This is a genomic window from Ulvibacterium sp., assembly GCF_965248315.1.
Classification (GTDB): Bacteria; Bacteroidota; Bacteroidia; order Flavobacteriales; family Flavobacteriaceae; genus Ulvibacterium.
The window spans coordinates 3,635,903-3,653,979 of the sequence record NZ_CBDFIX010000002.1 but is presented as its reverse complement, the minus strand read 5'-3'; the positions used below and the strand labels follow the sequence as shown (position 1 = coordinate 3,653,979).

Genomic DNA, 18,077 nt, shown 5'->3' with positions numbered 1-18,077 from the left:
ATGTTGGGCGGCAAAAACATCCTCTTAGGTATTACCGGAGGGATTGCAGCTTATAAGACCACCTTTCTCGTCCGTTTATTGATCAAAGCTGGTGCCAATGTCAAAGTTGTTTTGACGGAGAGTGCCAGCTCTTTTGTTTCTCCCTTGACCCTGGCCACTCTTTCCAAGAACCCGGTATTGACCTCATTTGTTAAAGAGGAAGACCATACGACGGATTGGAACAACCATGTAGAACTTGGATTATGGGCAGACCTAATGGTAGTAGCTCCGGCGACTGCCAATACCTTATCCAAAATGGCCAATGGTGTTTGCGACAACCTATTATTGGCTATATATCTTTCGGCTAAATGTCCGATTTTCTTCGCCCCGGCCATGGATTTGGATATGTACAAACATCCAACCACAAGGGTATCCTTCGATAAATTGCAGTCTTTTGGAAATGTAATCATACCGGCTACCTCTGGAGAATTGGCCAGCGGATTATATGGAGAAGGACGCATGGCGGAGCCGGAGGACATTCTTGCCTTTATACAGGAACATCTGATACAAGGATTGCCATTGCAAAATAAAAAAGTACTAGTTACGGCAGGGCCCACATATGAGGCCATTGACCCTGTGCGGTTTATTGGAAACCATTCTTCCGGTCTTATGGGCTATGAAATTGCAAAAGTCGCTGCCAATCTTGGTGCCCAGGTAATTCTGATATCTGGACCTTCGCATTTGAGCATAAGCCATTCAGAGATCGATCTTCATAAGGTAGTTTCCGCGGAACAGATGTATGATATGGCGCATTCCCATTACCCGGAAATGGACATTGTCATTTCTGCGGCAGCTGTATCCGATTATCGACCAAGAACCGTGGCCGAGCAAAAAATAAAAAAGAAAGAGAACGAACTGACCATTGACCTAGTCAAGAACAAAGATATTTTATTGTCCTTGGGAGAAAAAAAGCAAAAACAATATTTGGTGGGATTTGCATTGGAGACCGAAAATGAAATTGAGAATGCAAAGAAAAAACTGAAAAAAAAGAATTTGGATGCCATAGTACTGAATTCCCTAAACGATTCTGGGGCCGGTTTTGGAAAACCGACCAATAAAATCACCTTTATAGACAAGAATTTAAACTTAACCGCGTTTGATGTAAAGGAGAAGTCGGCGGTAGCCTCTGACATCCTTAAGGAAATTATCAACAGAATCCATGCGTAGCATTCTAATCGTCTTGTTTTGTTCCGTGTTTTTTTCAGGTGCACTGGCACAGGAAATGAACTGTACAGTTACTGTAAATTCGGATCAGGTTTCGCAGACCAACCAACAGATATTCGTAACCTTGGAGCGTTCCCTGACGGACTTTATCAATAAGAACAAATGGACGAACAGGGTATATCAGGAAAACGAAAGGGTAAATGCCCAAATGTTCATTACGGTAACCAATTTTGAGAATAATCGATTTGAAGCCAACATACAGATTCAATCCTCTCGGCCTGTATTTAACACCTCCTATGAAACACCGATCTTCAATTACAAGGACAATCAATTCAATTTTGAATATATCGAATATCAACCTCTCTTCTTTAATCAGAATGTTTACGAGTCCAATTTGGTGAGTGTAATCTCGTACTACGTATACATCATTTTGGGGCTGGATGCGGATACCTTCTCATTGGAGGGGGGTACCGAACACTACAGAACGGCACAAGGCATTGTTACCCAGGCGCAAGGGAGTAATTCGGCAGGGTGGAGTCAATCCAGTAACCGCAGTCGCTTTGAGCTCGTGGACAATCTGCTTTCCAATACCTTCAGGGAATATCGAGTGGCCATGTACAATTACCATAGAAAGGGTCTGGATATTTTTGGGGATAACAACAGTACCGGGAAACAGGTCATTGCTGGTACCATGAACTTGTTCGAGACCATGATAAAACGTAGACCAAACGCATTTTTAGTCCAGACTTTTTTTGATGCTAAATCCGAGGAAATTCAAAATATATTTTCGGACGGTCCCAAAGTGGATATCGTAAAGTTAAAGGAAACCCTTAACCGTATTGCTCCGCTATATTCCAGTACTTGGAATGATATAAAATACTGATCCTTCCCATTTTTTCATCGGAATATCAATTATCTTTGCTGCACTAATAGACCAGTGCCTTGCTCAACAACCTTCTTATAAAAAATTACGCCCTTATAGATGATATAAACGTTTCCTTCACGCAAGGTTTCAGTTGTATTACCGGGGAAACCGGAGCTGGTAAATCCATTTTATTGGGTGGATTGTCCTTGGTCTTGGGTAAGCGTGCCGATCTTTCCTCTCTTCGGAACGAGGAAAAAAAATGTATCGTCGAGGCAGAATTTGAAATCGAAAAATACAATTTAAAAACGCTTTTTGAGGAAAATGACCTGGACTATGACCCCAAGACTATTATACGTCGTGAAATCTTGCCCAGTGGTAAGTCCAGGGCCTTTATCAACGATACTCCGGTTACTTTGGGCATACTTTCCCGGTTGGGGGATAGCCTAATCGATGTGCATTCGCAACATCAGACCTTACGCCTTACGGAAAACGATTTCCAACTAAAGGTAATCGATGCCCTAGCGGACAACAAAAAAATCGTTTCCGAGTATTCGGATAAGTTGAGCGACTATCAAAATACTTCGAAAGAGCTTGAACAGCTTTTAGAATTTCAGAAGAATGCCATAAAGGAACACGACTATAACAATTTTTTGCTGCAGGAATTGAAAGCAGCGCCTTTGGAAACTGGAATACAGGAAGAGCTTGAAGAACAATACGAACAGTTGAGCAATGTGGAGACCATTTTGGAGCAACTCTCAAAGGGACATCAATTGCTGAACGATGAGCAGGTAGGGGTCATTAATCTGTTGTTGGAATTAAAACAAGTTTCTAGTAAGTTGTCAAGTTTTGGCAATCAATTTGGCAAATTGGACGAGCGGATACAATCCATATACTTAGAAATCGATGATCTCGGTTCCGAACTGGAATCCTATCTTGAGCAAGTAGAAGCCAATCCAAAATTGTTGGAAGAAACAGGTGCAAAGCTACAATTGCTATACGACCTTCAGAAAAAACATGGAGCCCAAGACGTAACGGAGCTTTTGGTTATTAAATCGGAATTGGGCCAAAAAGTATCGGCTACTGAAAATTTGGATGCCTCCATAGCTGAAAAAGAGGCGCAATTGGAAGTTAAAAAAGAGGCTCTGGTACAAATTGCCGATACTTTGGGAAAACGTAGATTGAAAGTTCTCCCCGAATTAAAGCAGCAATTGGAAAAGAGTTTGGCTTCTTTGGGCATGCCTAGTGCAACCTTTAAATTGGAGATACAGGATTCGCAAAATTTTAAGGTTAATGGAAAGAACGACTTGGTTTTTCTTTTTTCGGCGAACGCGGGGACGGACTTCGGCGACTTAAAAAAAGTAGCTTCAGGTGGTGAACTTTCACGTATTATGTTGTCTATAAAGGCTGTTTTGGCGCAATACGAAAATTTACCGACCATCATGTTCGATGAAATCGATACAGGAGTATCTGGGGAAATTTCCAATCGGATGGGGGATATTATGCAGGGCATGAGCAAAACTATGCAAGTCTTTTCAATTACACATTTACCACAAGTGGCCTCAAAGGGCGACCATCATTTTAAGGTGTATAAAACCGAAGAAAATGGAACTACCCGTACCCAAATGAAAAAGTTGAATTTGGACGAAAGGGTTGTGGAACTTGCTGAAATGTTGGGGGGGAAGGATCTAACAGATTCGGCCATGGCACATGCCAGACAACTCTTAAATTAAAAAAGGCAAGGCAGCACATTGGAATTTGAATTTTTTCCATGTTTTCGCAAACGAAAGCCGTAGTTAATTTTAATATCTTTGCGCATCAACCTAAGAAACCGTATATATGGCTTATAACTTACTGAAAGGCAAAAAAGGGATTATTTTTGGGGCATTGGATGCCAATTCAATAGCATGGAAAACCGCGCAACGGGTTCATGAGGAAGGTGGGACCTTTGTACTGACCAATGCACCCATTGCCATGCGAATGGGTCAAATTAAAGACTTGGCCCAAAGCACAGGTTCGGAAATAGTACCGGCCGATGCCACCAACGAGGATGATCTGAACAATTTGGTATCCAAATCCATGGAAATCCTTGGCGGAAAATTGGATTTTGTACTGCACTCAATCGGAATGTCCGTTAATGTCCGTAAGGGTAGGCAGTATACAGATGAGAACTATGATTTTACCGCAAAGGGATGGGACGTTTCCGCGCTTTCCTTTCACAAGGTGATGCAAAGCCTTTATAAGGCCGATGCCATGAATGAATGGGGGAGTGTGGTAGCATTGACCTATATTGCCGCGCAACGGAGCTTTCCGGATTACAATGATATGGCGGATAACAAGGCCTATTTGGAATCTGTAGCCCGTAGCTTTGGATACTTTTTCGGGAAAGAGAAAAAAGTAAGGGTAAATACCATTTCCCAATCTCCCACGGCTACCACGGCAGGGCAAGGTATTAAGGGGTTTGACGGATTTATCAGCTATGCGGAAAAAATGTCTCCCTTAGGCAATGCAACCGCCGATGACTGTGCCGATTATACCGTGTCATTATTTTCCGACCTTACCAAAAAAGTGACCATGCAGAACCTCTTTCACGACGGGGGCTTTTCCCATACGGGCGTGAGTCAAGAAGTTGTCGATGCATTTTCAAAATAAAACATATAGTTCCTTTAAAAGCCATGCACTCAGTGCATGGCTTTTGCTTTTTTAGAATTTGCCTATGAACCTCTCGTTTTCCTTTGTAATTCCCGTATATAATCGCCCAGAAGAAATAAGGGAGCTATTGGAGAGTATGGTGCAACAGACCTTTACCAAACCTTACGAAGTTGTAATTATTGAGGATGGTTCCACAGTGGACTCTAAAAATGTAGTCCTAGAGTTTAGTGACCGACTTACGATTTCCTATTTCCAAAAAGCCAATTCAGGACCTGGGGATTCCCGCAATTATGGGATGCAAAAAGCCAAAGGAGATTACTTCATTATACTGGACTCCGATTGTATTTTGCCCCAAGGGTATTTGGAGGAAGTTGAAAAATCACTTCGACAGGAGTTCGTGCATTGCTTTGGTGGACCAGATGCCGCGCATGAATCATTTAGCTTGGTCCAAAAAGCGATCAACTACGCCATGACCTCTATTTTAAGCACTGGAGGAATACGGGGCAACAAAAAAAGTCTGGGCAAATTTCAACCCAGAAGTTTTAATATGGGCATTTCTAAAAAAGCTTTTGAAGATGTTGGGGGATTTGGAAATATCCATCCAGGGGAAGACCCGGATCTTACCATTCGTATTTGGAACAGGGGATACAGGACAAAATTGATTCCGGAAGCTTATGTGTACCACAAACGCCGAATTGATTGGAACAAATTTTATATTCAAGTGAACAAGTTTGGAATGGTCCGCCCCATTTTAAACAAATGGCATCCCAGGACCTCAAAAATGACCTATTGGTTTCCCACTTTTTTTTGTTTGGGTTTACTGTTGTCTGTACTATTATTAACCGTTGGAGTGTTTCTTCCCATCCTATGTTACGGTATTTATTTCGTCTTGCTTTTTTTGGATGCGTTGCTAAAAACGAAAAACTTGTCAGTGGCCCTTCTTTCCCTGTTGGCGGTATGCATACAATTTTTCGGTTATGGGTACGGTTTTCTAAAGTCGACCATTTGGGTTAATTTTAGCAAACGACAGCCTTGGGAACTGTTCCCAAAACTGTTCTTTAAAACAGACGGATAAGGTGATAAACAAGATAAAGCGGAGCTTAAAGAAACGAAAGGCAAAAATATTCCTATTGTTTTTGCTTTGCTCTGGCCTAGCTTGGTTTATAAGTAACTTGTCCGAGGATTATGTAAGTAACGCGGTTTTTAATTTGGAATATGTGAAGGTACCGGACAGCCTTTTGTTGGATGAGGCCTCTAAGAATACGGTAAATGTAAAATTGAGAGCTGTCGGATTCCAATTCCTTGGCTTCAATTTTAAGAATAAATCCGTAAAGATTGATTTATCCCAGATGGAAATGACCCATTCTAAGTTTTATGTCCCGCAAGAAGTTTATCGCAAACAGATTGAAAGACAACTTTCTGGCTCAATGACCCTTTTGGAAATGGACAGGGACACCCTTTTCCTTGATTTCCTAAAACTTACATCCAAGGAAGTTCCCGTAAGCCCTCAGATAAAGCTGAATCTTGTGCAGAACTATTTGTTGGATGGTGATCTTGAGGTACAGCCCGAAAAAATAACCATAACAGGACCTAAGGGGGAAATTGATACCATCCAAAGTGTCAAGAGCTCCAAATTACAATTGAACGAACTTACTAGCGACTTCGCCAGAAAAGTAATGATCATAAGGCCTCAGCAATTAAAGCATACCACGTTTTCTTCCGAATCTGTTTCCATAAAGGGTAAGATTGCCCGTTTTTCCGAAAAAGTGATTCAAGTTCCCATAGAGGTGATAAACCTACCGGAAGGAACCCAGATCAGAACTTTTCCGGATAGTGTCTCCATTTTGTGCAAGGCCAAGATTAAGGAACTGAGGAATTTGGAAAAATCCAATTTTCAAGTTGTAGCAGATTATGGAGTGGTAAAAGAAGATAACGCAAAAGCACTTTCCCTGAAATTGGCAAAGAGCCCAAAGGACATCTACAGTGCCAATCTTTTGGAGGCCGAGGTGGAATTTATACTAAAGCGGGAATGAGGATTATTGGTCTAACAGGTGGGATAGGAAGCGGTAAAAGTACCGTTGCCAAGATGTTTAAAGAGCTAGGAGTGCCGGTGTACAATTCAGACGAGCGGGCCAAAAAGTTGATGGTTTCGTCCAAAACGGCACGGAAGAAGATAAGTGAACTTTTGGGGGAGGAAGCCTATTCCAACAAGAAACTGAATCGTTCCTATATAGCGAAGAAGGTTTTTAGGGATGCGGAATTGCTAAAAAAGCTCAATGAGATCGTCCACCCGTTAGTGAGAAAAAGTTTTAAGTCTTGGGCAAGAAGACAAAAATTCTGTTATCTTATTCAAGAAGCGGCCATTATATTTGAAAATGAAAACCAAGATTTTTATGATAAAATTATTTTGGTTAGCGCTCCAGAGGAAATACGGATTGATAGGATTTTAGAACGGGATGGTTCCTCTCGTGAAAGAATATTGGAGCGAATGGGTAACCAATGGCCCGATTCGAAAAAAATTCCACTTTCCGATTTCGTGATAAACAACGAAAATTTAGATGAAACACGTTTAAAAGTTAAGGAAATACATAGCCTTCTCCTTGATAATAACTGATAGTTTGCCATTTTAACATTTTTGTTAAGGTTAGGTTAAACGTACAAAATACTAGTTGTTAAATATTTAATTTTACCCGAAGATGAATAAGAGATTGTTTGTTCTTTTGGTTATCCTAATGAGCCTATCTCTAATCGGGATAATCTTCGTTCAAGTATTTTGGATAAAAAGATCGGTAGAGGACAGGGAGGAACAATTCTCCAATACTATTGGTGAGATACTTAACAAGGTAACCGACAAAATAACAGAAAGGGAGACCAAGGATTATTTTGATAGGTACCTTAATCAGAAAGATAGTATTGGGGAGCTCCAAGGATCTCATCTTAGAAACATTTTTTTTATTGACCGTGATATAAACTCCAATGAGATACTTTTTTACTCCCACGGTATCTTGGAAGAAGATTACGGTATAGCATCCACGTTCTTTGACAATGGTAGTGTAAATGATACCACTACAATTAAAAGTTATACCAGCAAGCGGACAAAGACCATTTTCAAGGAAGATTTTGGTCTGGATGGGAAACAGTATAAGCTTAACCCTATACAAAAATTGCAAAAAATAGGAGGGCTTTCCTCTATTGAAAAGGCTCAGTTTCAGGAAGTTTTCAGTGAGTTTGCAAAACAAGTACCTATTCATAAAAGGGTTTCCAAACAGGAGATAGAACTGCTTCTGGATCGCGAATTAAGAAACCGCGGGATGGAAATTGTTTTTGAATATGGGGTGTATAGCAAGGGGCTTCCTACCAAAGTAAAATCTAGAAAATTCAAATTTGAGGAGGGAAAATTTTACGAAGGTCCCATTTTCAAGGATAGCGAGGGCAATTCCAATTTTTCCCTTTTGATATCCTTTCCGAAAAAGAAGCGGTTTTTAGTGCAATCTGTTTTGGGAATGGCGGCTTTATCACTTTTGTTCACCTTGGTTATTGTAGTGGCCTATTCAAGTGCAATATACCAACTCATTAGACAAAAGCAGATTTCCGAAATAAAATCGGACTTTATCAATAACATGACCCACGAATTCAAGACACCTATAGCTACCATAAATTTGGCCGTAGAGGCCATAAAGAACCCTAAGGCATTCAATGATAAGGAGAAGGTACAGAGATACTTACAAATGATACGGGACGAGAATAAACGTATGCACGCTCAAGTAGAAAATGTACTTCGGATTTCCAAACTGGAAAAAAACCAGTTGGATATCAGTAAGGACAGGGTTGATGTACACGACATAATCCAAAGGGCTATTGCACATGTAAAGCTCATAGTCGGCGATCGTGGAGGTTATATAAAGACCCACTTGGATGCGGACAGAACAGAGGTTTTGGCCAATGATGTGCACTTTACCAATGTAGTAGTGAATATTTTGGACAATGCCATTAAATATTCCCCTGAAGCGCCTAAAATCGATGTGTATTCTGAAGTTGCCAAGAACTTCATTATCGTAAAAATTCAGGATCAAGGTGCTGGGATGAGCAAAGCGGTTTTAAAAAAGGTTTTTGAGAAGTTTTATAGGGAGCATACAGGAGACATACACAATATAAAAGGACATGGCTTGGGTCTAGCCTATGTAAAAAAAATAATTGAAGATCATCAAGGTGAGGTTTATGCGGAAAGTGAAAAAGAAAAAGGAAGCATTTTCTACATAAAACTACCTTTAATTTAACAACTTATGGAAACAGTAAATAAGAAAATACTTTTGGTTGAGGACGACCCGAATTTTGGGATTGTTCTTAAGGACTACTTATCAATGAACGATTTTGACGTGACCTTGGCCAAAAACGGGATGGAGGGATTTGAAAAATTTAAAAAGGATAATTATGATGTTTGCATCTTGGATGTTATGATGCCTTATAAGGATGGATTCACTCTTGCCAAGGAAATACGCGAAAAAAATGAGAACGTCCCTATAGTTTTTCTTACGGCGAAGACCATGAAGGAAGATGTCTTAAAAGGGTATAAGGCGGGAGCGGACGATTATCTGAACAAACCTTTTGATTCTGAGGTGCTTCTAATGAAGCTTAAAGCGATACTTCAAAGAAAAGCCTCCAATTCATTGGCAGATAGTAAAAAATTTGAGTTTCAAATAGGAAATTTTCATTTGAATTCAAAATTGAGATTTTTGAAATATAGGGATGAAGAGGCCATAAAATTATCTCCTAAGGAAAACGAATTACTGCGTTTATTGGCTTTGCATGAAAACGATTTGATGCCCAGGGAATTGGCCCTGACAAAAATATGGAGGGATGACAACTACTTCACTTCCCGTAGTATGGATGTTTATATCGCCAAGTTGCGGAAATATTTGAAACTAGACGATACAGTAGAAATATTGAATATTCATGGAGAGGGATTTAGGTTGGTCGTAAAGACCGAAAGTTAACCTTCTCCTTTACATCATGAATTAAAAAGGGGCGGATATTCAATATCCGCCCCTTTTTAATTTTGGTTAAGATGTTCGAGAATCTTCAGAACAATGGATGAAGGACTTTGTTTTATAGAGATTGAAATAGCCCTTTCAGGGGGTTCTAAAGTATCGAATTGAGATTTTAGCAGTTTTGGCGGCATAAAGTGATCTTTTCTTTTTTGCATTCTATCCCGAATTTCTTCAAAACTACCCTTTAGATGCACAAATCTGATTTTTTCTAATACGCCGTCCGCAAGTTGGGAACGATAGCTTTCTTTTAACGCAGAGCAGGCAATAACGGCTCCCGAATCCAAATTTTTGCGTACCAAAGCATTCAACCGTAATAACCACTCTTTTCTGTCAGTATCATTTAGAGGGTTTCCAGCGGCCATTTTTGCCACATTTTCATCCGGGTGGTAGTCGTCCCCGTCAAAAAAGGGAACATTAAGCTCTGTTGCCAGTAGCTTACCAACGGTAGATTTACCTGAACCGGACACGCCCATAATAAAGAAAACAGTAGTTTTAACCATTGTCGCTTTTCATTTTATCTTTTATGGATTCAACGACTTCGTGCACATCGCAGTCATAAGGGAACCAAAGGATGGATTCATCTTTTCGAAACCAAGTGAGTTGTCTTTTGGCAAACCTTCTGGTATTTTTTTTAATTTCGGATATCGCAAAATCCAACTCCCAAATACCTTCAAAGTAATTGAAAAGCTCCTTGTATCCAACCGTTTGTAATGCGTTTTCCTTTTTATGGTGATGTAATGATCTTGCCTCCTCCAAAAGTCCTTCTTGCATCATGAGATCTACTCTTTTGTCAATACGTTTGTAAATCACTTCTCGATCTGCCTGAAGTCCAACATTTACTACAGAGAAAAATCTTTTTTGGCTTTTTCCTTTCAAAAAAGAGGAGTAGGGTTTTCCAGTTCCAAGACAAACCTCCAACGCCCGCACGAGGCGATGAGGGTTTTCAAGATCTACTTTGTCGTAATGTATAGGATCCAGTTGCTTCAATTGTTTTTGGAGACCTTCAATACCTTCAACCTCTAGGCGCTGGTTTAGTTCCTTACGGACTTCCGGAGCAACCTTGGGAAACTTATCCAGACCTTTGGTAACGGCATCGATATACAATCCACTTCCTCCTGCAATAACGACTACATTTTTTTTTGCAAAAAGTTGTTTCAATAGAGACAAGGCATCCCGCTCAAAATCTCCTACCGAATACGGTTCAAAAGTGCTTTTAAATTGTATAAAATGATGTGGTACCGTATTTAATTCTTCAATGGAAGGTACGGCAGTACCTATTCGCATTTCCTTGTAGAACTGTCTGGAATCCGCCGAAATTATTTCCGTATCAAAGTATTGGGCAAGGGCAATAGCCATTTTGGTTTTTCCAATAGCCGTAGGTCCAATAACATTGATCAGAAACTTACCGGTCATTAATCATCCGTTAATTTATGACCGCATACACGGCAGTAACGCGCATCGCTCCTCATGATTTCCGAACCGCAATTCTGACAACACCTTCCTTCGTCTACGTTTTTAAGGTTCTTTTTAGAGGAGGCATATTCAGCCGAAACAATACCCGTTGGTACTGCAATAATACCGTAACCGATAATCATAATCAATGTAGCAATAATCTGTCCCAGACCGGTTTCTGGGGATATATCCCCGTATCCCACGGTAGTCAATGTTACAATAGTCCAGTAAACGCTATGGGGAATACTGTTAAAACCGTGTTGTGGTCCTTCTATCAAATACATAGTGGTACCTAATAGAATGGAGATGACAAGGACAAAAAAAACAAAAATGAATATTTTTGTGCGGCTGGCCCTGAGCGCTCTAACAAGATTGTTGGACTCCCCTACAAACCGTACCAATTTCAATATTCGAAAAACCCGAAGCAGACGAAGGGCTCTAAAGGCCGTTAGGTATTGTGAACCTACAAGGAAAAAAGAGAGGTATTTTGGAATGGTGGAGAGTAGGTCAATTATTCCAAAGAAGCTAAAAATGTATTTGCTTGGCCTTTTTATGCAAATAATACGTAAAATATATTCGATGGAAAAGAGTATGGTGACTACCCATTCCGAGATATCTAAAAATCTATGATATTTCACATCAAAACGGGGAACACTTTCCAACATAACGACTATAATGCTATAGACAATTACAACCAGCAAGATGATATCGAATAACTTGCCGATCCGGGTATGCGTTCCGTAAATGACAGCATGAAGCTTATATCTCCAATCCTTATCCGTGTTTTGACTTTCCAAACATCAAGAATTTAAGTCCAAAATCTTTATAACCCTTTTTTTTCTGAGATACGATTCCAAGATGTGGGTGGTGTTCGCATCACCCTTCATAGGTGTTATAACGGATTCTAAGATATGAATATTATTAATTTGATGGTTTAGGTCGTAGTATCCAAACCCTTGAAAGGCTCCATTTTTTATAAGAATGGCACTGTATTCCCCAGTTTCCCTTCCCTTATCCACAATAACGATATTTTTACCGGCCAAGGAAAATTTTGCCAATACCTCCAGAGCTCTTTTATTGTAATCTAAAATATCTTTTCCGTTCTTATGGGCTTCTTTACAGCAGCCATCTTTGGATTCCAGGCATTTGTTTTTAGCTTCGACAAGTCCATTTAGTTTTTCACACAATTCATTTTCGATGGTGATTTGGCGAATAAATTTTCTGGCTCCTTGAAAACTATTAAAAGTGGTTACCATCCCTTTGGAAAAAGTATGTGATGCGGCCTTTAAGGTAACATAACCGCAATCATCCATAACTTGATAAACCGCATGGGAAAATAACTTTTTTCTCCTATGCTGGGCATACTTGGGTTTATTACGCCTTAATTCCTCGTTCTCTTTTAATAGGGCGACCAATTCGCTCCCGGTTTTCTCAAAAATCACCTTTTTGGTTTCTTTTTGAATCTGTCTTGCGCGTTCACCATTTTTAATGAAGTGCTCGTTTACCTTTTTTTTGATATTGTTGGATTTCCCTAGAAATATTAGCTCCCCCTCTTTGTTATACATATAGTAAACCCCTGTTTCCGAAGGCATCTGCTCAACCATATCCAATTGTCTTGGAGAAAGTTCACCCTGCGTTTCCGAACGCATGATATGGTTGACTATGGATTTATCCAAATCCTTGGAAAGCAATACCTTAAAAAGTTTTAAAGTGGCCAATGCATCTCCATTGGCCCGATGTCTATCACTAACGGGGATTCCTAATGAACGCACCAGTTTGCCCAAACTATGCGATTCAGCATCCGGAATTAGTTTTTTGGCCAAATCTACGGTGCACAATGTTTTACGCTCAAAGTTATAACCTAACCTTCTGAATTCGGTCCGAAGAATTCTATAATCGAATTGTGCGTTGTGGGCCACCAATACACTGTCTTGTGTAATTTCCACAATGCGTTTGGCCACCTCATGGAATTTTGGGGCAGTCCGTAACATCTTGTTATTGATTCCCGTCAGATTTACAACAAAGGGCTGTATTTCTCTTTCCGGATTCACCAAACTTATAAACTTATCAACTACTTGGTGGCCGTCAAATTTATGTATGGCAATCTCTGTAATGCCCTCTTCATTGTATTTGCCACCTGTTGTCTCAATATCTAAAACTGCATACATGCAATAAGCTGTTTTGCCAGATTCAAAAGAAGTTTAATCCTAATGTCCGTTTCTTGCCCCAAAGATACTACTTCCTATACGTACCATGTTACTGCCCTCTTCAATGGCTATTTCATAGTCCCCACTCATGCCCATGGAAAGAATGGAAATATCCGGAATTATTTTTTTTGTAGAATCAAAAAGTGTTTTCAAAAACCTGAACTCCCTTCTAATTTGATTTGTATCATCCGTAAAAGTAGCCATCCCCATTAAGCCTACAATAGCAATATTCTTCATTTTCTGAAATTCATCCGAATGGATGATTTCATTTAGTTCATCGGCGCTTAATCCAAATTTGGTAGTCTCCTCCGCGATATGAATTTGTAAAAGACAGTTTATGACCCTGTTATTTTGTTTTGCTCTTTTATCTATTTCCCCTAGCAGTCTTATGCTGTCCACTCCGTGTATCAAAGAGACAAATCCCGCCATATACCTGACTTTGTTTCGCTGCACGTGTCCTATCATATGCCATTGGATGTCCTTGGGCATGCTTTCCCATTTTTGGATTATCTCTTGAATTTTATTCTCACCAAAGATGATATGACCAGCATCATAGGCTTCCCTAATTTCTGAAATGGACTTGGTCTTGGAGACGGCAACCAAGGTAACATCATCCGGTAAGGTATTCTTTATTTTTTTGAGATTTTTGGTTATGGACATAGGTAAATAAAAAGTTTTAGAGTTATAGTTCATAAATGGTGAGCCCGCTTCTAAGTTTGGGCTCTATATAGGTGCTTTTGGGGGGCATGGTCAATCCCGCATTGGCAATGGCCTTAATCTGGTTCATGGTTATGGGAACAAGACTGAAACCTACGGCAAAATTACCTTGGTCCACTTCATCCTTCATACGGATAATATTATGTTTTCCGTAACCATATTGGATACGCTTATCATTCCGTAGATCCTGAACGTTCAAAATAGGTCCCAGAACAGTTTTGAAAAGGATTTGGGTATCCAATTTGCTAAGGGCATCGGTAAAACGATATACCTTTTTCCGAAGGTAGAGAGAATAGAACTCCCCATCCAGATACATGCTAAAATGATGCTTTTTTGTAGGCTTGTAGAGCGTGTTCCCCTTGTTTTCGATTCTAAAAGACCCATCCAGCTTTATAAGAAATTCTTTTTTGGTCAATCCATTCAAATCTTTGACCATACGATTGAATTCATAGATCTTGATTTCGGATTCAGGAATAAGGTAGCTCATAAAACGGTTGTAGGGCTCATTTCCCGTATGGTCTGGATTATTTTTTTTGGATATTTGCGCCAAAAGATTCGATGAGGCACTTCTATGATGTCCATCAGCAATGTACAAGGCCTTTAATTTGATGAATGCGGTTTCCAGTTGATTCACGGTTTCCGTTTCAGAAATGACCCACAACCTATGGGTAACCTTATCCGTTGTTGTAAAGTGGTATTCTGGCTCGTTTCGTCTTTCGTTTGCTATGATTTTTGAAATAGTTTTATCATCCTTGTAGGTCATTAAAACGGGTTCTGCGTTAAATTTCACGGTTTCCAAATAGTGGGCGAATAATTCTTCACGGGGACGAATGGTATCTTCGTGCTTCTTTATGATATTGCTTTGGTAATCTTCAACACTGGTTGCACAGAAGAGCCCACAACATTGAAAATTATCTTTTTTAACCTCGTACAAATAGAAACTATCCTTGGCATCCTTTAAAAAGATATTGTCTTCCAAGAACTCCAAATATCTGTTGTAAACCAATTTAAAACGTTTGGGACCGGAAACCCTTTTATCAAACTTGTACCCTGGATTGATAATATGCAAGAATGAAAACGGATTAAAACTCAATACGGCTTCCAGCTCTTTTTTTGAATATTCCTGATAGGATCGAGAAGCCACAAAAGCGACCTTATCCTTGGCAGGACGTATGGCCTTAAAGGGTTTTACTATTGCCATTTGAGATTCATTTGAATTGGGAAGAAACTTTTTCCGCTTTTCGTGACCCTGAATACGAATAGAACCCTTCTCCGGATTTTACACCTAATTTTCCTGCAGTGACCATATTTATCAATAGGGGGGAAGGCGCATATTTTGGATTTTTAAAACCATCGTACATTACGTTGAGAATAGATAGACAAACATCCAATCCGATAAAATCGGCCAACTCCAAAGGCCCCATAGGGTGTGCCATTCCCAACTTCATCACCGTATCGATTTCCCTTACCCCCGCAACACCATTAAATAGGCTTTCTATGGCTTCATTAATCATGGGCATTAAAATACGATTGGCGACAAATCCGGGATAGTCGTTTACCTCTACGGGTGTTTTTCCCAACTTTTCCGAAAGTTCCATAATGCTATCCGTAGTGGCATTCGAAGTGCTATAGCCTCGGATTATTTCTATCAAGGGCATAATGGGCACTGGGTTCATAAAATGCATCCCAATCACCTTATCCGGTCTACTGGTCACTGCGGCGATTTGGGTAATGGATATTGAGGATGTATTGGTTGCCAAAATTGTATTTGGACCGCAGTTTTCATCAAGATTCCTAAAAATATCGAGCTTAACTTCCAAGTTCTCGGTAGCGGCTTCGATTACAACGTCAATACCCTGTATTCCTTCATTAAGGGAGGTATGGGTAGTGATGTTGCCCAAAGTGGCCTTTTTTGTTTCCGCATCAATTTTTTCCTTGGCAACCATGCGGTCCAAGTTTTTGGAGATGGTGGCAAGCCCCTTCTTTAGGGCATCATTGGAAATATCCACTAGATTTACCTCGCTTCCATTTTGGGCAAATACATGGGCGATTCCATTTCCCATGGTTCCAGAACCTATGACTGCTATCTTACTCATAGTGTTATTAAACATTTAAAGATTTCTTCTATACCCGTGGTGTTCAATTTTCACTTCTAGCCTCTGAGATATTCCTAAAAACACTGGATTACCTGTAGTGCTACTTGTAACGCATGGGTACCCTGCTTTAAAGTGACCACCGGAACGGTATCCCTATTTATGGCTTCTGCAAAGGTTTCCAACTCGTCCAAAATGGCATTGTTCACTTCAATTTCAGGGTTTTCAAAATAGATTTGTTTTTTTTCTCCTTCGGCATTTTGCAGGATCATATCAAATTGTCCGGGGCTTTCGGGTGCGTCCTTCATCTTAACGACCTCGACCTTTTTTTCCAGAAAGTCGACCGAAATGTAGGCATCCCTTTGGAAAAACCGTGATTTCCTCATGTTTTTCAAAGAAATCCTACTAGCCGTTAAGTTGGCTACACACCCGTTTTCAAACTCAATACGCGCATTGGCAATATCGGGCGAGTGACTTATGACCGATACACCGCTGGCGTTTATTTGTTTTACTTTTGAGTCTACCACACTAAGGATGGCATCGATATCGTGTATCATTAAATCAAGCACCACAGGCACATCCGTACCCCTAGGATTAAATTCGGCCAGCCTGTGCGTTTCAATGAACATAGGATTCTTTATTTTATTCTTAACCGCAGAGAAGGCCGGATTAAAACGCTCTACATGCCCTACTTGCCCCTTTACATTTAACTTGCTTTCCAGTGCCAACAGTTCTTGGGCCTCCTCTAGGGTATTGGTAATCGGTTTTTCAATAAACACATGCCTGCCCTTTTCCATTGCCTTTTTGGCACAATCATAATGGGAAAGGGTGGGGGTAACTATGTCCACTACGTCTACGGCATCGATGAGGGAGTTCATGTTTTCGAAATAGGAATATCCAAATTCCGTGGCCACTTTTTCCCCATTTATGGCATCTGGATCATAAAAACCGATCAATTCATATTTCGAGGATTCATTGAGTAACCGCAGGTGTATTTTTCCTAAATGTCCTGCTCCCAAAACACCGACTTTGAGCATACGTTTTAATTTTTTCAAAAGTAAGGATAGTTTGTGAGTTTAAAGGTTTGTTGAATGTTGTTTGTAGTTCCATATTGGAATTTTCTATTTGGAAAGAGAATTGGAATTTGGAACTTGTATTTTGATATTTTCCGTTCTAACTTCGTCGTATAAAACCAAACCATTGAAGGATACCTTAAAGCATCGGGGAATGCGCAACCAACTGGCGGATATATTAATCGCTAAGGGCATCAAAGACCAAAAAGTGTTGGATGCCGTCCGAACGATACCCAGACATTTGTTTATGGACAGTAGTTTTGAAGGGCATGCCTATCAGGATAAGGCCTTTCCCATTGCGGCCGAACAAACCATATCGCAACCTTATACTGTCGCATTTCAGACTGAATTGTTGAACATAAGACCGAATCAAAAAATTTTGGAGATAGGCACAGGGAGCGGATACCAAACCGCCGTTCTCATCTACCTTAAGACAAAAGTCTTTACTATAGAACGCCAATTGACACTTTTTAAAAAGACCAATATTTTCTTCAAAAAGATGGGATACCGCCCCAAAAAGTTCATTTTCGGTGATGGGTACAAAGGTCTTTCGGAAGAGGCTCCGTTTGATGGTATTATTGTAACCGCAGGTGCTCCAGAAGTTCCGAAGGCACTCATGTCCCAATTAAAGGTTGGAGGCAGATTGGTTATCCCCGTAGGAATAGATGAACAGATTATGACGGTTTACCACAGAAAATCCGAAAAGGAATTTGAAAAAAAAGAGTACGGTTCTTTCCGGTTTGTTCCTTTATTGGAAGATAAAAATTAAG

The 18,077-nt window shown here is 40.1% G+C and carries 18 protein-coding genes; 10 read left to right on the top strand and 8 right to left on the bottom strand.

From position 1 onward, the window contains the following. The 9 genes from coaBC (at position 1) to ACP2AF_RS17215 (ending at position 9,711) form a co-directional block, all read left to right on the top strand. Positions 1–1,206, top strand: a complete 1,206-nt coding sequence (coaBC, locus tag ACP2AF_RS17255; protein WP_425237389.1) for a bifunctional phosphopantothenoylcysteine decarboxylase/phosphopantothenate--cysteine ligase CoaBC — start codon at positions 1–3, stop codon at positions 1,204–1,206. After that, positions 1,199–2,086, top strand: coding sequence for a DUF4835 family protein (locus ACP2AF_RS17250; protein ID WP_425237388.1), 888 nt, complete (start codon positions 1,199–1,201; stop codon positions 2,084–2,086). The genes coaBC and ACP2AF_RS17250 overlap by 8 nt, the downstream gene beginning before the upstream one ends. A 59-nt stretch (positions 2,087–2,145) precedes the next feature. Then, positions 2,146–3,798, top strand: a complete 1,653-nt coding sequence (gene recN / locus ACP2AF_RS17245) for a DNA repair protein RecN (RefSeq protein ID WP_425237387.1) — start codon at positions 2,146–2,148, stop codon at positions 3,796–3,798. A gap of 106 nt (positions 3,799–3,904) precedes the next feature. Next, positions 3,905–4,717 (top strand): enoyl-ACP reductase FabI, encoded by an 813-nt coding sequence (locus ACP2AF_RS17240; RefSeq protein WP_120711664.1) that lies wholly within the window; start codon positions 3,905–3,907, stop codon positions 4,715–4,717. A gap of 64 nt (positions 4,718–4,781) precedes the next feature. Beyond that, positions 4,782–5,792, top strand: coding sequence for a glycosyltransferase (locus ACP2AF_RS17235; protein WP_425237386.1), 1,011 nt, complete (start codon positions 4,782–4,784; stop codon positions 5,790–5,792). Position 5,793: 1 nt separating this feature from the next. Then, the gene (locus tag ACP2AF_RS17230; RefSeq protein WP_425237385.1) at positions 5,794–6,750 is read left to right on the top strand and encodes a CdaR family protein; all 957 of its coding nucleotides are present in this window, start codon (positions 5,794–5,796) and stop codon (positions 6,748–6,750) included. Beyond that, the gene (gene coaE, locus ACP2AF_RS17225) at positions 6,747–7,331 is read left to right on the top strand and encodes a dephospho-CoA kinase (RefSeq protein ID WP_425237384.1); all 585 of its coding nucleotides are present in this window, start codon (positions 6,747–6,749) and stop codon (positions 7,329–7,331) included. Before ACP2AF_RS17230 ends, coaE begins: the two co-directional genes overlap by 4 nt. Before the next feature lie 82 nt (positions 7,332–7,413). Then, positions 7,414–8,994: a sensor histidine kinase gene (locus tag ACP2AF_RS17220; RefSeq protein ID WP_425237383.1), complete on the top strand. Its 1,581-nt coding sequence runs from the start codon at positions 7,414–7,416 to the stop codon at positions 8,992–8,994. Between the two features lie 6 nt (positions 8,995–9,000). Further along, a complete protein-coding gene (locus ACP2AF_RS17215) occupies positions 9,001–9,711 on the top strand; it encodes a response regulator transcription factor (protein ID WP_425237382.1) in 711 nt (236 codons plus the stop codon). A 56-nt stretch (positions 9,712–9,767) separates the two neighbouring features. Here ACP2AF_RS17215 and ACP2AF_RS17210 read toward each other — a convergent pair whose 3' ends face one another. The 8 genes from ACP2AF_RS17210 to ACP2AF_RS17175 form a co-directional block, all read right to left on the bottom strand. Further along, on the bottom strand, positions 9,768–10,265 hold the full coding sequence (locus tag ACP2AF_RS17210) for a gluconokinase (protein WP_425237381.1): 498 nt from the start codon (positions 10,263–10,265) through the stop codon (positions 9,768–9,770). Then, positions 10,258–11,178, bottom strand: a complete 921-nt coding sequence (miaA, locus tag ACP2AF_RS17205; protein ID WP_425237380.1) for a tRNA (adenosine(37)-N6)-dimethylallyltransferase MiaA — start codon at positions 11,176–11,178, stop codon at positions 10,258–10,260. Before miaA ends, ACP2AF_RS17210 begins: the two co-directional genes overlap by 8 nt. Next, positions 11,178–12,014: an ion transporter gene (locus ACP2AF_RS17200; protein ID WP_425237379.1), complete on the bottom strand. Its 837-nt coding sequence runs from the start codon at positions 12,012–12,014 to the stop codon at positions 11,178–11,180. The genes miaA and ACP2AF_RS17200 overlap by 1 nt, the downstream gene beginning before the upstream one ends. 3 nt (positions 12,015–12,017) lie before the next feature. Further along, positions 12,018–13,385, bottom strand: a complete 1,368-nt coding sequence (locus tag ACP2AF_RS17195; protein ID WP_425237378.1) for an exonuclease domain-containing protein — start codon at positions 13,383–13,385, stop codon at positions 12,018–12,020. Positions 13,386–13,424: 39 nt separating this feature from the next. Continuing rightward, positions 13,425–14,084, bottom strand: coding sequence for a YggS family pyridoxal phosphate-dependent enzyme (locus ACP2AF_RS17190; protein ID WP_425237377.1), 660 nt, complete (start codon positions 14,082–14,084; stop codon positions 13,425–13,427). A 22-nt stretch (positions 14,085–14,106) separates the two neighbouring features. Then, positions 14,107–15,342 (bottom strand): DUF1015 domain-containing protein, encoded by a 1,236-nt coding sequence (locus tag ACP2AF_RS17185; protein WP_425237376.1) that lies wholly within the window; start codon positions 15,340–15,342, stop codon positions 14,107–14,109. Positions 15,343–15,349: 7 nt separating this feature from the next. Beyond that, complete coding sequence (locus ACP2AF_RS17180; RefSeq protein ID WP_425237375.1) at positions 15,350–16,237, bottom strand: 3-hydroxyacyl-CoA dehydrogenase family protein; 888 nt, start codon at positions 16,235–16,237, stop codon at positions 15,350–15,352. 74 nt (positions 16,238–16,311) lie between these two features. Further along, on the bottom strand, positions 16,312–17,271 hold the full coding sequence (locus ACP2AF_RS17175) for a Gfo/Idh/MocA family oxidoreductase (protein WP_425238041.1): 960 nt from the start codon (positions 17,269–17,271) through the stop codon (positions 16,312–16,314). A gap of 163 nt (positions 17,272–17,434) precedes the next feature. On the opposite strand from ACP2AF_RS17175, the gene ACP2AF_RS17170 reads away from it, so the two are divergent. Next, the gene (locus ACP2AF_RS17170; RefSeq protein WP_425237374.1) at positions 17,435–18,076 is read left to right on the top strand and encodes a protein-L-isoaspartate(D-aspartate) O-methyltransferase; all 642 of its coding nucleotides are present in this window, start codon (positions 17,435–17,437) and stop codon (positions 18,074–18,076) included. Position 18,077 lies beyond the last annotated feature (1 nt).